We start from the raw sequence: 14,367 nt of genomic DNA, 5'->3' as shown, positions 1-14,367 counted from the left end.
TCCCCGACCACCAGACCGCTGCCGTGACGCCCCGGATGCCGCTCACCCCCCAGGTGCTGCCCGGCGGAGTGCAGCCCAGGGGTGCTCGTCGGTGCGCCGGATGCTGCCGAGCAGCCGCGGCGCGTCCGGGTGACAGCTCACCCCCCGGGGGACATGAGGTGCGGACCTGATGTCGGGGCACGTCGCGATGCTTTTACCGTGCCTGCCGCTGGTAGCCGCCGTGGCCGGGTGGGCCGCCGAGCGCACCGGGCTGCCCTACCCGGTGCTGCTGGTGGTCGCCGGTTCGCTGCTGGGTCTGTCGTCGGTGGTCGCTACGCCCGAACTATCGCCCCAGGTCATGTTCTTCGTGTTCCTGCCGCCGCTGCTCTACTACGCGGCGTTCTTCAGCGCCCCGCGGGACCTGCGGGCCAACGCCACGCCAATCGGACTGCTGGCGGTGGGGCTGGTCCTGGTCACGATGGCTGCGGTCGCGGGGGTGATGGTGGGGGTCGCGGGCGTGCCGCCGGGGGTGGCCGCTGTGGTGGGGGCGGTGGTGGCGCCGACCGACGCGGTCGCGGCCACCGCCGTGTTCCGCCGACTCAATGTGCCCGAGCGGCTGGTCACAATCGTCGAAGGCGAGGGTCTGGTCAACGACGGCAGCGCCCTCGTGTTGTATGCGAGCGCGGTGGCCGCGGTGGTGACCGGAGCACTCGGACCCGGCGAGATTGCGATGGCGCTGCTAGCCGCCCCGTTGGGCGGCGCGTTGCTGGGCTTTGCGATCGCCTGGGTGTTGGTATGGGTGCGGAGGCGCATCGACCAGCCCTTGGTGGAGATCACCCTGTCGCTGTCTACGCCCTACCTGACTTACGTGACGGCGCAGATCGCCGGACTGTCGGGGATTCTGGCGACGGTGGTCGCCGGGGTGTATGTGGGCTCGCGCACCGGGGTGATCTACACCGCGGGCGGGCGGCTACAGGCGTTCGCTTTTCTGGACGTGCTGGTGTTTGTTCTCAACGGGGTGCTGTTCACCCTTTTGGGCATGCAGCTGGTGCGCGTGGTGCGCGCGATCCCGGACCTGGCCATCGAAACGGTGATGGCCGCGATGATAGCCGTAATCGCCGCGGTAATGGGCTCGCGTCTGGTGTGGATGCTGCTCGGGCCGGCCGCAGCCAGATTGTTGGGCCGCGCCGGGCAGCCGGCCGGGTGGCGGGAGCGGATCGTCATCGGGTGGGCCGGGATGCGCGGCGGCGTGTCGCTGGCTGCGGCATTGGCCGTGCCGCTGCGGCGGGCCGACGGCTCGCCGTTTCCCGACCGCGAGCTGGTGGTCGTGGTCACGGCTGGCGTGATCGTCGCCACTTTGATGCTGCAGGGCACGAGCCTGCCGTGGCTGCTGCGCCACCTCGGGATCGGCCACGAGGACCTCCAGAGCCAGCAGCGGCTGGCCCGGCTGCAGGCCGCGCGGGCCGCGTTGGCCTGGCTGGACGACTATGCCGCCACCGAGCGTGTCGATGACGCGGTCGAGTCGCTGCGCGCGCTCTATGGGGCCAGGGTGCGGCGCCTGCAGGGCGCCAACCAGGATCAGCCCAGCCGGGCCACCAGTGGGGCCGACGAGCTGCAACGATACCGGGAGCTGCAGTTGCGGTTATTGGGCGTGGAGCGGTCCACGGTGATTGAGCTGCGGCAGCAGGGCCGTATCAGCGCAACGGTCCGCCGCGCCATCGAGCGCATTCTGGACCTTGAGGAAGCCCGGATCCTGGGTTTATAAGCGTACCGACAGCCGGGCGAGGCCATCTCCCCCGGTGACAGCCAGCCGCATCACGGGAAAACCACGCGGCGCGCGGCGGCCGGCGGTTCGCTGATCGCCGGGACGGTTAGCCGTGGCCACTGCGGATGATTCGCATCATCCGCAAGTTGATGCGGGCAAAACGCCAGAACTGGACGACGATGTTCTGACGCCTCCGCAGCGTGGTGGGAGTGGGCAGGGGGGCGTCGGCGATGCGCTCAGCGGTGCGGACGTTCTCCGGCGAATCGGTGCCGTCGTCGGCCATGACAGTGCCTTTCAGTCAGGATCATTCGGGAATCAGCCACCAAAACGGCCTGGCCTTGGCTTTGTAGATGAACAGGTAGTGCAGCATCAGTTTGACCCAGTGACCGGCCAGCCCCAGCTCACCAGATGTGCCGGCAATGTCGCGGCCGGTTTGCGGGTACTTCATCGGGTCGGGCACGATCGGGAACATCGTCATCGCCGCGGCCGAGCCGTTGCGCACACCGGCCCCGGCGGAGGCGACGCACGCCGCGCCCATGGTCGCCATGGAGGCGCGATGGGCGGGCGCCTGGGGGTTTTTGATGCGGTCCCGGATGGTCTGCGCGACCGTCTTGGCCATGACGCCCGAGGGCATGCCGGTGCGCGGCGGGCTGGGCGTGATGACCGTTCCCTTCGCACTCGTGCGCGGCCGCGAAATCGAGTGCGGGGGCGCGAACGCGATGCCCGGTGCGAAGATGTTGGGGTATGCGGGTGACTCATAGGTGTGCGGCCAGTCGTCGGCGGACCACTGCTCATATGGCTTGCCCGAGTAGTCGGCGTCGACCTTGAGAAAACCCGACGGCGCGAACAAAGTAGCCGTGATGTCGTTGCCGTCTTTGTCGTAGGCGGCGAGGGGCACGCCCCGAAACGGTGGCAGCAGCATGGCGAAGTCGAACTCCAGGATGTGCTCGGTGCCGTCGAGCTGCTCGTAGCGCAGCTTGCCTGCCATCACCTCGTGCACGGCGGCCTGCGTGATGGCTTTGACGCCGCGCTCGCGAAACAGCGATTCGGTCCACAGCCGGCTGGACTGTGTAAAGCCTTTCTCGACGAACTTCATGCCGTCGACGCCGAAGTCTCCCAGCTCGTATTCATTGGTGAGATAGATGATCTCGGCCAAGTCGCGCACCCCGGCCGCGCGCAATGTGTGCTCGACGTTGAAGGTGTATTCGAACGCCGCGCCCTCGCAGGTGCAGGTGCCGTGCCCGATCCCGATGACAAGCCGCTGCTTCTGCCCGGCCTTCAGCTTGGCGATAACCTGCTCGAGCGCTTGAGCGGCCACGGCGGCATGCTCGGCGGTGCACACCGAGTAGGAGTATCCGTCAGGGCCGAGGCCGGGGGTAGCCGCGAAGTTCAACTGCGGTCCGGTGGCGTTGATGAGGTAGTCGTAGGTGAGGTTGCCGGTTTCGCCGCGGCGTGCCTCGTCGGTGTAGGTGAAATCCACTGACGGTGATGGCTGTTCGCGGGTCCCCTCGGGCCGGATCGCGGTAGCGAACCCCTGGTGAAAGACAATGCCCTGGCGCTTGTAGATCGGCTTGAGCGGAACCAGCACTTTCGCCGCGTCCATCCGGCCGACGCCGACCCAGATGTTCGACGGGATCCAGTTCCACTCGGCGTTAGGGGAAACCACGACGACTTCGTGGCTGCGGGACAACCAGCGACGCAGGTGCAAGGCGGCGGTGTGTCCCGCGATGCCGGCGCCCAGGATGACGACTCGTGCCATTGACGCTCCTCGGTGAGACCACTATGACGAAAAACTATGACGAAAAAGATGCGGCGACAACATCCCTGTGTGACAGGGTTTGGTGAGACAGCAACAATAGCCGCTAACAGCCGCCAATAGCTGCAAAATTGAGCGCCGGGTGCTGCTCGGCGAATGCACCACCGCGTCGCTCGCGGCGCACACCTGAGTCATGACTCGCTCCCTTTCGCGCGGTGGCCGACGTGCGCTTCGGCGCGTAGCCGTTCGACCATGTGCGGGTAGTGCAACTCGAACGCCGGACGCTCCGAGCGGATGCGGGGCAGCTCGGTGAAGTTGTGCCGCGGCGGCGGGCAGCTGGTCGCCCACTCCAGCGAATTGCCGTAACCCCACGGGTCATCGACAATCACCGGCTCGCCGTAGCGCCAGCTTTTGAACACGTTCCACACGAACGGCAGCATCGAGACACCGAGGATGAACGCGCCGGTGGTGGAGACCACGTTGAGCGGCTGGAAACCGTCGGTGGGCAGATAGTCGGCGTAGCGGCGCGGCATGCCCATGTTGCCCAGCCAGTGCTGCACCAAAAACGTGGTGTTAAACCCGATGAGGGTCAGCCAGAAATGCAGCTTGCCCAGCCGCTCGTCCAGCAGCCGCCCGGTCATCTTCGGAAACCAGAAATAGATGCCGGCGAAGGTGGAGAACACGATGGTGCCGAACAGCGTGTAGTGAAAGTGCGCGACCACGAAATAGGAGTCGGTGACGTGAAAGTCCAGCGGCGGGCTGGCCAGCAGCACCCCGGTCAAACCGCCCAGCAGGAAGGTCACCAAAAAGCCGACCGAGAACAGCATCGGTGTCTCGAAGGTCAGCTGGCCCTTCCACATGGTGCCAATCCAGTTGAAGAACTTCATCCCGGTGGGCACCGCGATCAGATAGGACGTAAGGCTAAAGAACGACAGTAGCACCGCGCCGGTGGCGAACATGTGGTGCGCCCACACCGTGATCGACAGCCCCGCAATACCCAAGGTGGCATAGACCAGGGTGGTGTAGCCGAAGACCGGTTTGCGGCTAAACACCGGAAAAATCTCGGTGACGACCCCGAAAAACGGCAACGCGACAATGTAGACCTCGGGGTGGCCGAAGAACCAGAACAGATGCTGCCACAGGATCGGCCCACCGCTGGCCGGGTCATAGACGTGCCCTCCGAGGTGCCGGTCATAGGCCAGCGCGAACAGCGCGGCGGTCAGGGGCGGAAAGGCGATCAGCACGATGATCGACGTCACCAGGATGTCCCAGGTGAAGATCGGCATCCGGAACATCGTCATCCCGGGCGCGCGCAGGCACACCACCGTGGTGATCATGTTGACCGCGCCCAAAATGGTGCCCAGACCCGCGATGATCAGCCCCATGATCCACAAGTCGCCACCGGCTCCGGGGCTATGCAAGCCGTCGCTTAACGGCGTGTAGGCGGTCCAGCCGAAGTCGGCGGCCCCGCCCGGGGTGATGAAACCCGCGAGGGTGATCAAGGCGCCGAAGAAAAACAGCCAGAACGACAGGGCGTTCAGCCGCGGGAAGGCGACATCGGGGGCGCCGATCTGCAGCGGCAGCACCAGGTTGGCGAACCCGAACACGATCGGGGTGGCATACAGCAGCAACATGATGGTGCCATGCATGGTGAACAGCTGGTTGTACTGCTCGTTGGACAAAAACTGCAGACCGGGTGCGGCCAGCTCGGCGCGCATCAACAGCGCCATCAGCCCGCCCACAAAGAACAGGCTCATGCAGGTGACCACGTACATGATCCCGATCGTCTTGTGGTCGGTGGTGGTGATCAGCCGGTAGACCAGCGCGCCCTTCGGCCCCAACCGGGCCGGAAACGGGCGGCGCGCTTGCAACCGGACCACAGACATGGCATCAGCGGTCATGGCATCTCCCGACGTCGCGTCCTAGCCGATTACCCGAATTTAGCTGCTGCCGTGGGAAACTCGGCGTTGCCAGCAGCATGTAGCTGCGCACATCGACAATGAAAGCACTGTTGTGCTGCTTAGGCTTTAGCGTCAGCACGGCGCGCGGCGATCCGGGCGCGAACCGCCTCCATGTCGAGGGCCTTGATCTGGCCGATCAGATCGTCGAGCACCGCCGGAGGCATCGCCCCGGGCTGGCTGTACACCAGGACGCCGTCGCGAAAAGCCATGATGGTCGGGATGGATCGGATGCCGGCCGCTGCGGCCAGCTCCCGCTCATCTTCGGTGTTGACTTTGGCGTGCACAATGTCCGGGTAGTTTTGGGCGGACTGTTCGAAGACCGGACCGAAAGCCCGGCACGGGCCACACCACGGCGCCCAGAAGTCGACGAGCACGATTGGGTTTTCCAGGATCGTCGACTCGAAATCGGTGAAGGTGAGATTTTTTATGGTCATTGCAGCACCTATCCTTTCGTTTCCTTTCGTTGCCGTGTCGGCGTGTCGGCGTGGATGACGAAAACCTCAAAGCGGTCCGTTTCCGGATAGCAGTCGGCCGGATGCCCGGCGCCCCGCCTCCGATGCTCATCGGGCCGGTGACGTGGCGTCGGCGAACTCACAAAACGCGTCATAAGCGCGAGCGCCGTAGATGGTGGCCGGCCCACCGTGCATTTGGATGCTGACGCCGATGGCCTCGGCGGCTTCTTGCTTGCTCGCCCCGGCACGCACGGCGGCTCGGGCGTGTGAGGCGATGCAGCCATCGCACCCGGCCACGATGCCGATCGCCAGCGCGATGAGTTCTTTGACTTTCGTGTCTAACGCGCCGGGAGTCTGCGCGGCTTTTTGCATTTCCAGGTACCCGCGGTAGACCTCCGGGATCATTGCCTTGAGGGCGCGATGCTGCGGGTTCAGCTCGTTGAGCACTTCCTGGTAATGGGTGTGTTGGCTCATAACCGATACAATACACATACCCGACCGGGTATATTCCCATCCCGGACTTCGCGCTGGCGCAGGGCCGACGGCCCGTGCGACTGGTCCGTGCGACTGGCACGCTTATACCCCTAGGGGTAACATGGGCGACAAGATGTGGAGGGATCATGATCGGTGATCAGGACAGCGTGACCGCCGTGCTCAACCGGTTACGCCGCGCCCAGGGCCAACTCGCGGGGGTGATCGCGATGATCGAGCAGGGCCGTGACTGCAAGGACGTGGTTACCCAACTCGCGGCGGTGTCCCGGGCGCTTGACCGGGCGGGCTTTAAGATCGTCGCGTCCAGCCTTCGGGATTGCATCAGCGGCGGCACCACGGCCGACGAGTCGCCGCTGACAGAGGCCGAACTGGAAAAGCTGTTCCTTGCCCTGGCCTGAATCGCAGGTGCGCGGATCGCAAACGGCAGAGCATGTCAACAGTCACGAAGGACTAGGGAGGAGTAGCAATGACGCTGGGCCTTAGCACCAAGCTGCACACCTCGTTCGGTGAAGCGGTTGATCGCGTCACCCGAGCGCTGGCCGATCAGGGCTTCGGTGTGCTGACGAAGATCGATGTCAAAGCCACGCTGAAGGAAAAGCTCGGTCAGGAGATGGAGGATTATCTGATCCTTGGTGCCTGCAACCCCTCCTTGGCGCATCGTGCGCTGGATGTGGACCGCGAGATCGGCCAGCTGTTGCCGTGCAACGTGGTGGTGCGGGCCGACCTCGCCGGCCAGAGCGACGCGATCATCGTGGAGGCGATGGATCCGCAAATCATGGTCCAGGTGGCAGGCCAACCGGAGGGGCTGCAAGAAATCGCCGACCAAGCCGCGAGCAAGCTGCAGGCGGCGATCAGCGCGGTTGGTCAGCCCGCCCAGACTCGGTAACGCGCCTGACGTACCGGAGCGGGCGCACGGTCGGTCATATGCGGCCTGCCGCGTCGCGAGGCCGCACGACAAGCACCGGAATGTCGACGGACTGCGCCACCGCGGAACTCACCGAGCCCAGCAGCATGCCGGGGAACCCGCCCCGGCCATGGCTGCCGACCACGACAAGCTGGGCGTGGTGGGATTCCTCGATGAGCCAGTGGGCCGGTTTGTCGCACACCAGCCGGCGGCGCACGGTCACATCCGGATATCGTTCTTGCCATCCGGCCAGGCGTTCGGCCAAGACCTCGTTACCTTGGGCTTCGTATTCCCGCCAATCCATCCCAAGGATCGGGAAAACCCCGACATCGCTCCAGGCGTGTACCGCGACAAGGCGCACACCCCGACGCGACGCCTCATCGAAAGCCAAGGCGGTGGCCGCTTCTGAGGCAGGCGACCCGTCGATGCCCAGCACAACCGGTGCCTGCTCGTCGACCGCCCGGTCGCCATGAATGATGGCGATCGGGCCGTAGCCGTGGTGAAGCAAGCCATCACTGACCGAGCCCAATAGGAAACGGCTCAGCGCGCTCATCCCATGACTACCGATGACGGTCATCTCGGCCTGCCGGGACGCGTCGATAAGTGCCGGCACCACGGCCGAATGGGCCACCTCGGTGTGTAGCTCGGGAGGATCGGATGCCTCCGCGCCGGCCAGCACCGCCTGACGCGCTTGCTCGATGACGTCGTTGGCGTTTTTCTCCCACGCCCGGGCAAGTTGCGCCTGCCTGGAAGGCGTGGCCCAGTCGGGGGCCGGGGCGACAACGTGCATCAGCGTGATCGGCTGACCGCGCAGCAGGGCTTCCCGGGTCGCCCAGCGGATGGCAGCGACCGCCTCCACCGAACCGTCGACACCAACCAATATCCCGTACTTCGTTGCCGCTTCGCACATCTCGCCTCCCTCACGCGCTGCCAATCACGTCGGTCACGCTCGAAGCGTACTGTCGTCGGCCGTGTGCCAGGCTGGGGCAAAAGGTCCGCCGTCGTCAGGACCAATGGCCCTCCAATGGCCCCGAAACCCGGTGAGCTGCAACTGCGAATCGACCGCGGTCGCTACCGAACGCGATGGCGTGCGAAAACGGTTGCGCCAACCCTGCGCCGCAACTGCACCGCCGCAGATACTCCCGGCATGCTACACCCCATGCGCGCCAGGCTTGGCGACCGGCGCGGATGTCAAGACACCCCAGGACTGCGGGATCCGGATGGACCTTTGGCCCCCGAGGCTGGTGCCGTACTGCCCTACCACGAATATTCGCGGTGCCCGCATCATGAAAGCCAACTGAGGCAAAGGGGTAACCAGCAAAGGGGTAACCAGCAAAGGGGTAAATGATGAGGGCCAACACCGGTGATTGGTTGGTGGTCAAGGGCAGGACCAACGAGCAGCCGGAGCATCGCGGGATGATCACCGAGGTGCACGGCACGGACGGCTCGCCGCCCTACATGGTGCGCTGGCTGGACACCGGACATGAGGCGCTGGTGTTTCCCGGACCCGACGCGGTCATTGTCACCCAGGCGGAGCAGCAGGCAGCCGACGAGCGCGCCCGGGCCCGACTGGCGTCAACGCAAGCGGCGATCCTGAACGATCCACCCGCCCACGACGGTTAATGATGCTTAATATCATCGATAGCGTCGGCAGAAACCGTATTCGCATGGGCATCGGTGCCCCTTAGCCCAAGCGTGGGAGGCCCATCGGTGACCGAGGAGAGATCGCCGAGCGTCGATGGCCCACCACCGGTCGTGCCGACCCGCATGAGCCATATCCGGACCCATAAAAGCCACTTAACCGCCGCGGAGTCGGCCGGCGGTGCTGTGACGGTCCTTGACCCCGAAGAGGCCGCAGACCGGCTGTTGCGTGATCTGCGCACCGGCCGGGAGGGGTTGACCAGCGCCGAGGCGGCGCGGCGACTGCTGCAATATGGCCCTAATGCGTTGCAACGGCGGGGCGGGCGGCGGTGGCCGGCAGAGTTGGCGCGCCAGTTTACCCACCCGTTGGCGTTGTTGCTGTGGCTGGCCGCCGGGCTGTTGTTGATCGTGGGCTCGAACGTGGTCGCCGCAGCGGTGATCTTGATTATCGTGCTCAACGCGGCGTTCGCCTTCGTGCAGGAACTGCAGGCCGAACGCGCGGTAGAGGCGCTGGCGAAGTATCTTCCGCAGCGCGCCAACGTCGAACGGGACGGCAGGGTCGTCGAGATCGACGCGACGCAGGTGGTGCCCGGCGACATCGTGGTCATCAAGGAGGGCGATCGCATCCCCGCCGATATCCGGCTGTTGAGCGGAGCGATCGAGGTCGACATGTCGGCGCTGACCGGGGAATCGGTGCCTGCGGTGCGGTCAGCGGCGATGGTGGATGTGCACGTGCCCCTGCTTCGTGCGCACGAGCTGGCTTTCAGCGGCACCAATTGCACCGGCGGTGAAGCCCGGGGCGTCGTGTTCGCGACGGGGATGGGCACCGAGATTGGCCGGATCGCGGCGCTGTCCGAGAGGGTGAAACCCGAGCCCAGCCCGCTGGAGCACCAGGTTCGGCGGGTGGCCTGGCTGATCGCGGCGGTCTCGCTGATGCTGGCGCTGTCGTTCATCCCGGTTGCCACGATCGCCGCCCATCTGACCCTGATCAACTCCATCGTCTTCGCCGCGGGGTTGCTGGCCGGCATGGTGCCCGAAGGTCTGCTGCCGGTGATCACGCTGGCGCTGGCGGTGGCGGTGCGGGAGCTGGCGGGCCGCGGTGCGCTGGTCAAACGACTCTCTGCGGTGGAAACGCTGGGCTCGACGGACGTGATCTGTACCGACAAGACCGGCACACTGACCGAAAACCGCATGACCGCCGTTGCGGTGTGGACCACCGCGGGCCGACTCGACCTCGAGACGCACGTCCCGGATGCCGCGGGCGGTAAGACACCCTTCCCGATGCCATTGCAGTCGCTCGGCCGCATCGCGGCCGACTGCAACAATGCACGCCTGGACGACATTGCCGGCCCGGTCGGTGATCCCACCGAGGTCGCCGTGCTGACGCTGGCTCGCAGACTTGGTGCCGACACCGACAGTGGTCGGCGAGAACGCCGGCGCCGCTGGCAGTTTCACTTCAATCCCGAGCTGAAGCTGATGTCCACCATCGACCAGGCCGACGATGGGTCGCTGGTGGTGCACACCAAGGGCGCACCCGAGGCGGTGCTGTCACGCTGCACCCAGCTGATGGCCGCCGATGGCAGCGCGCTGGCCCTGGATGAGCAGCAGCGCCGGAAAGTGGAGAGCGAGGCGAATACGCTTGCCGCGCAAGGGCTGCGGGTGCTCGCGTTTGCCCAGCGCCAACTACCGGCCACCATCGCCTTGCCGCAGCGGCGGGTCGACGTCGAAGGCGACCTGTGGCTGGTGGGCCTGATCGCGCTGCTGGATCCGCCGCGTCCGGGCGTCACGGAGTCGGTCGCTCAATGTCACGCCGCGGGAATCCGCATCATCGTGATCACCGGCGATCACCCGTTGACCGCAGGCGCGATCGCCCAGCGGGTCGGCATCACCGGTGCCCACCCCACTGTGGTCACCGCTGAGCAGTTCGAGCGGCTGACCGAAAAACAGCTCGCCGCGCTGATCCGCGACCACCCTGATTTGATCTTCGCCCGGGCGTCCCCGGAGGCCAAGCTGCACATCGCCGAGGCGCTGCGCATCGAGGGGCATGTGGTCGCCATGACCGGCGACGGGGTCAACGACGCTCCCGCTTTGCGCCGCGCCGACATCGGCGTCGCCATGGGACTGTCGGGCACCGACGTCGCCCGCGAGGCCGCCACCATGGTCCTCACCGACGACAACTTCAGCACGATCGTCACCGCCATCCACGCCGGCCGGCGTATCTATGACAACGTCCGCAAATTCATCATCTACATCTTTGCCCACGCCACACCGGAAACCGTGCCGTTCTTGGTGTTCGCGCTCGGCGGGGGCCTAATTCCCCTGCCGTTGCCCATCTTGCAGCTGCTGGCCTTCGACGTGGGAAGCGAGACCCTGCCGGCGCTGGCACTGAGTCGCGAACCCGCCGAACCGGGTATTATGGCCCGCCCGCCACGTCCCCGCGGGGAAGGCGTCATTTGTGCGCCGATGCTGGTGCGGGCGTGGCTTTTCCTCGGTGCGATCGTCGCTGCCCTGCAGCTGAGCGGCTTCTTCTATGTGCTGCTGAAAGCCGGCTGGCATCCCGGTGCCCCGGTGGGTGTGGGCGCGCCACTGCATCACGCCTACCTGCAGGCGACCACGATGACGTTTCTCGGCATGATCGCCGGGCAAATCGGCACCGCCTTTGCGGTACGCACCCACCGGGCCTCGCTGTGGTCGGTGGGCGTGTTCAGCAATCGCTATCTGCTGGCAGGTATCGCCGCCGAAATCATGCTCGCGGCGGTGTTCGTCTACACCCCGCCGCTGCAAGCCCTGTTAGGCACCGCCGCATTACCGGCCGGTGACCTGGTGCTCTTGCTGCCCTATCCCGTCATCGTGTGGGGTGCCGACGAAATGTGGCGCTACTGGCTGCGGCGCTCGGATGAGAAGCGGCGGCGCCGCGGCGCGCCGGTGCAGCCCGCGGACGGCACGGCGCGCCTGTCCAGCCGATAGGCTGTCGCGGCATGACCGCCGCGCAGGCGATCGGGCTCACCGAGGCCGAAGTCGCCCAACGGGTTGCCGAGGGCAAGGCCAACGACATTCCCGCCCGCGTGACGCGCAGCGTGGCCGATATCGTGCGAGCCAACACGTTCACCCGGATCAACGCGATCCTGGCTGTGCTGTTTGTCATCGTGCTGGCGACGGGCTCGATGATCAACGCCCTGTTCGGGCTGTTGATCATCGCCAACAGCGTCGTCGGCATGGTGCAAGAGCTGCGGGCAAAGCAGACGCTGGACAAACTCACCATCGTCGGGCAGGCCAAGCCTTTGGTGCGCCGGGCCGATGGAACCCGTGAGCTGCTGCCCAACGAGGTGGTGCTTGACGACATCATCGAACTGGGCCCCGGCGACCAGATCGTCGTCGACGGGGTGGTGATCGAAGGCTCCGCCCTAGAGATCGATGAATCGCTGCTCACCGGCGAGGCCGACCCCGTTCTAAAGGGGGCCGGGGACACCGTGATGTCCGGCAGCTTCGTCGTCGCCGGCACCGGAGCCTACCGCGCCACCACGGTCGGGCGCGACGCCTATGCCGCCCGGCTGACCCGGGAGGCCAGCAAGTTCACCCTGGTGCGCTCGGAGTTGCGCGCCGGGATCGACAAGATCCTGCAGGTCATCACCTATCTGCTGATCCCGACCGGGCTGCTGATCATCTACTCCCAGCTGTTCACCACGCATGCCGGCTGGCAGCAGTCGGTGCTGCACATGGTCGGAGCGCTGGTGCCGATGGTTCCCGAGGGCCTGGTGCTGATGACGTCGATCGCGTTCGCGGTGGGCGTGGTGCGCTTGGGCCGGCGGCAATGCCTGGTTCAGGAGCTGCCCGCTATCGAAGGGCTGGCGCGGGTCAACGTGGTGTGCGCCGACAAAACGGGCACCTTGACCGAGAACCGGATGCACGTGGCCGACCTGCAGGTGCTGGATGGCGCACCCGGCATGGACACAATCATCGACGCCCTGGCGTCGATGGCGGCCGATGACCCCCGCCCCAACGCCAGCATCCAGGCCATCGCCGAGGCCTACCGCAACCCACCGGGATGGACCCTTACGGCCACCGCCCCGTTCAAGTCGGCCACCAAATGGAGCGGCGTGTCCTACGGCGAGCACGGCAACTGGATTCTGGGCGCGCCCGATGTGCTGTTGGATCCATCCTCTCCCGTCGCCAAGCAGGCCGAGGAGACCGGCGCCCGGGGCCTTCGGGTGCTGCTGCTCGCGCTTAGCGACCTACCGGTCGATCATCCCGGCGCACCCGGTGCCGTCATACCGGCAGCTTTGATCATGCTGGCTCAACGGATCCGGCCTGACGCCCGCAATACTTTGGATTATTTTGCGGCACAGAATGTTTCAGTCAAGGTTGTCTCGGGTGACAACGCCGCCTCCGTGGGCGCAGTGGCGGCGGCGCTGGGCCTGGCCGGAGAGGTACTCGACGCGCGTAAGTTGCCCACCGATCCGGACGAGCTGGCCGAAACGGTGGCCAAGTACATCGCTTTCGGCCGGGTCCGCCCCGACCAGAAGCGTGCGATGGTGCACGCCTTGCAATCCCGTGGCAACACCGTGGCGATGACCGGTGACGGGGTCAACGACGTGCTGGCGCTGAAAGACGCCGACATCGGCGTGGCTATGGGGTCGGGGAGTGCCGCATCACGTGCGGTTGCTCAGATTGTGTTGCTGGACAACAGGTTCGCCACCCTTCCCTACGTGGTCGGCGAGGGACGCCGCGTGATCGCCAACATCGAACGGGTGTCCAACCTGTTTTTGACCAAGACCGTGTACTCGGTGCTGCTAGCGTTGCTGATCGGCATGAGCGGTCTGGGCGCCAAGGCGTTGGGCATCAGGTCGTTGATGTTCCCGTTCGAGCCGATTCAGGTGACCATCGCGGCCTGGTTCACCATCGGGATCCCCGCGTTCATCCTGTCGTTGGCACCCAACGATGAACGCGCACAACCCGGCTTCACCCGCCGAGTGATGATTGCCGCGGTGCCGAACGGCGCGGTAGCGGGCATCGCGACGTTCCTGTGCTATGTGCTGGCTTTCCGGGGGGTTGAGGCGACCCCGGCCCAGCAGATGCAGGCGTCGACCGCGGCGCTGATCACCCTGCTGGTGATCGCGGTGTGGGTACTGGCGGTGGTGGCCCGGCCCTACACTTGGTGGCGGCTGATGCTGGTCGCGCTGTCCGGTGGCGCATACCTGGTGATTTTCTGCATCCCGTTGACGCAGCACAAGTTCGGCCTCGATCCGTCGAACATCGCGTTGACGGCCACCGCGCTGGCGATCGGTGTGCTCGGTGCCGCGATTGTCGAGGCACTTTGGTGGTTGCAGGGTCCCCTGAGCAGAACGCCTCCGCAGTTGTGGCGCCAGCCGAACGTCGGCGGGCAAAGCGCGATCGCCACACCGCGACGCCGTTAGTTG

At 65.9% G+C, this 14,367-nt stretch carries 12 protein-coding genes; 6 read left to right on the top strand and 6 right to left on the bottom strand.

Annotated features, from left to right (window positions below; all coding sequences use genetic code 11):
- Nucleotides 1-169: 169 nt before the first annotated feature.
- Nucleotides 170-1,744, top strand: coding sequence for a Na+/H+ antiporter (locus MSM1_RS13455; protein WP_213443095.1), 1,575 nt, complete (start codon nucleotides 170-172; stop codon nucleotides 1,742-1,744).
- A 106-nt stretch (nucleotides 1,745-1,850) separates the two neighbouring features.
- On the opposite strand, the gene MSM1_RS13450 is transcribed toward MSM1_RS13455, so the two are convergent.
- The 5 genes from MSM1_RS13450 to MSM1_RS13430 all read right to left on the bottom strand — a co-directional run bounded on the left by MSM1_RS13450 (nucleotide 1,851) and on the right by MSM1_RS13430 (nucleotide 6,387).
- Complete coding sequence (locus tag MSM1_RS13450; protein ID WP_213443093.1) at nucleotides 1,851-2,027, bottom strand: hypothetical protein; 177 nt, start codon at nucleotides 2,025-2,027, stop codon at nucleotides 1,851-1,853.
- 21 nt (nucleotides 2,028-2,048) lie between these two features.
- Nucleotides 2,049-3,503 (bottom strand): NAD(P)/FAD-dependent oxidoreductase, encoded by a 1,455-nt coding sequence (locus tag MSM1_RS13445; RefSeq protein ID WP_213443091.1) that lies wholly within the window; start codon nucleotides 3,501-3,503, stop codon nucleotides 2,049-2,051.
- A gap of 188 nt (nucleotides 3,504-3,691) precedes the next feature.
- Nucleotides 3,692-5,401, bottom strand: a complete 1,710-nt coding sequence (gene ctaD, locus MSM1_RS13440) for a cytochrome c oxidase subunit I (protein ID WP_213443089.1) — start codon at nucleotides 5,399-5,401, stop codon at nucleotides 3,692-3,694.
- Between the two features lie 119 nt (nucleotides 5,402-5,520).
- Nucleotides 5,521-5,895, bottom strand: a complete 375-nt coding sequence (gene trxA / locus MSM1_RS13435; protein WP_213443086.1) for a thioredoxin — start codon at nucleotides 5,893-5,895, stop codon at nucleotides 5,521-5,523.
- Between the two features lie 126 nt (nucleotides 5,896-6,021).
- Nucleotides 6,022-6,387: a carboxymuconolactone decarboxylase family protein gene (locus MSM1_RS13430; protein ID WP_213443084.1), complete on the bottom strand. Its 366-nt coding sequence runs from the start codon at nucleotides 6,385-6,387 to the stop codon at nucleotides 6,022-6,024.
- A 146-nt stretch (nucleotides 6,388-6,533) separates the two neighbouring features.
- Between MSM1_RS13430 and MSM1_RS13425 the strand changes: the two genes are divergently transcribed.
- Together MSM1_RS13425 and MSM1_RS13420 are read left to right on the top strand one after the other, a co-directional pair.
- The gene (locus tag MSM1_RS13425; RefSeq protein ID WP_213443082.1) at nucleotides 6,534-6,803 is read left to right on the top strand and encodes a metal-sensitive transcriptional regulator; all 270 of its coding nucleotides are present in this window, start codon (nucleotides 6,534-6,536) and stop codon (nucleotides 6,801-6,803) included.
- A 68-nt stretch (nucleotides 6,804-6,871) separates the two neighbouring features.
- Complete coding sequence (locus MSM1_RS13420; RefSeq protein ID WP_213443080.1) at nucleotides 6,872-7,291, top strand: DUF302 domain-containing protein; 420 nt, start codon at nucleotides 6,872-6,874, stop codon at nucleotides 7,289-7,291.
- Between the two features lie 34 nt (nucleotides 7,292-7,325).
- On the opposite strand, the gene MSM1_RS13415 is transcribed toward MSM1_RS13420, so the two are convergent.
- Nucleotides 7,326-8,219, bottom strand: coding sequence for a universal stress protein (locus MSM1_RS13415; RefSeq protein WP_213443061.1), 894 nt, complete (start codon nucleotides 8,217-8,219; stop codon nucleotides 7,326-7,328).
- A gap of 437 nt (nucleotides 8,220-8,656) precedes the next feature.
- Here MSM1_RS13415 and MSM1_RS13410 point away from each other — a divergent pair, with 437 nt between their 5' ends.
- The 3 genes from MSM1_RS13410 (at nucleotide 8,657) to MSM1_RS13400 (ending at nucleotide 14,364) form a co-directional block, all read left to right on the top strand.
- Entirely contained in the window at nucleotides 8,657-8,932 is a 276-nt protein-coding gene (locus MSM1_RS13410) for a DUF1918 domain-containing protein (protein WP_213444404.1), read from the top strand.
- Nucleotides 8,933-9,076: 144 nt separating this feature from the next.
- A complete protein-coding gene (locus MSM1_RS13405; RefSeq protein WP_213444402.1) occupies nucleotides 9,077-11,917 on the top strand; it encodes a cation-transporting P-type ATPase in 2,841 nt (946 codons plus the stop codon).
- A gap of 11 nt (nucleotides 11,918-11,928) precedes the next feature.
- On the top strand, nucleotides 11,929-14,364 hold the full coding sequence (locus tag MSM1_RS13400; protein WP_213443059.1) for an HAD-IC family P-type ATPase: 2,436 nt from the start codon (nucleotides 11,929-11,931) through the stop codon (nucleotides 14,362-14,364).
- The last annotated feature ends 3 nt before the right edge of the window (nucleotides 14,365-14,367 follow it).

The organism is Mycobacterium sp. SM1, assembly GCF_018361265.1.
Taxonomy (GTDB): Bacteria; Actinomycetota; Actinomycetes; order Mycobacteriales; family Mycobacteriaceae; genus Mycobacterium.
Note: the sequence above shows the minus strand (reverse complement) of the source record. Positions and strands in the feature narration are given on the sequence as shown.

What these genes read in the sequence shown, in the direction of transcription:
- MSM1_RS13425 (WP_213443082.1), top strand. Translation starts at nt 6,534, where the DNA reads ATGATCGGTGATCAGGACAGCGTGACCGCCGTGCTCAACCGGTTACGC.
- MSM1_RS13415 (WP_213443061.1), bottom strand. Translation starts at nt 8,219, where the DNA reads ATGTGCGAAGCGGCAACGAAGTACGGGATATTGGTTGGTGTCGACGGT.
- ctaD (WP_213443089.1), bottom strand. Translation starts at nt 5,401, where the DNA reads ATGACCGCTGATGCCATGTCTGTGGTCCGGTTGCAAGCGCGCCGCCCG.
- MSM1_RS13405 (WP_213444402.1), top strand. Translation starts at nt 9,077, where the DNA reads ATGAGCCATATCCGGACCCATAAAAGCCACTTAACCGCCGCGGAGTCG.
- MSM1_RS13430 (WP_213443084.1), bottom strand. Translation starts at nt 6,387, where the DNA reads ATGAGCCAACACACCCATTACCAGGAAGTGCTCAACGAGCTGAACCCG.
- MSM1_RS13410 (WP_213444404.1), top strand. Translation starts at nt 8,657, where the DNA reads ATGAGGGCCAACACCGGTGATTGGTTGGTGGTCAAGGGCAGGACCAAC.
- MSM1_RS13445 (WP_213443091.1), bottom strand. Translation starts at nt 3,503, where the DNA reads ATGGCACGAGTCGTCATCCTGGGCGCCGGCATCGCGGGACACACCGCC.
- MSM1_RS13420 (WP_213443080.1), top strand. Translation starts at nt 6,872, where the DNA reads ATGACGCTGGGCCTTAGCACCAAGCTGCACACCTCGTTCGGTGAAGCG.
- MSM1_RS13450 (WP_213443093.1), bottom strand. Translation starts at nt 2,027, where the DNA reads ATGGCCGACGACGGCACCGATTCGCCGGAGAACGTCCGCACCGCTGAG.
- trxA (WP_213443086.1), bottom strand. Translation starts at nt 5,895, where the DNA reads ATGACCATAAAAAATCTCACCTTCACCGATTTCGAGTCGACGATCCTG.
- MSM1_RS13400 (WP_213443059.1), top strand. Translation starts at nt 11,929, where the DNA reads ATGACCGCCGCGCAGGCGATCGGGCTCACCGAGGCCGAAGTCGCCCAA.
- MSM1_RS13455 (WP_213443095.1), top strand. Translation starts at nt 170, where the DNA reads ATGTCGGGGCACGTCGCGATGCTTTTACCGTGCCTGCCGCTGGTAGCC.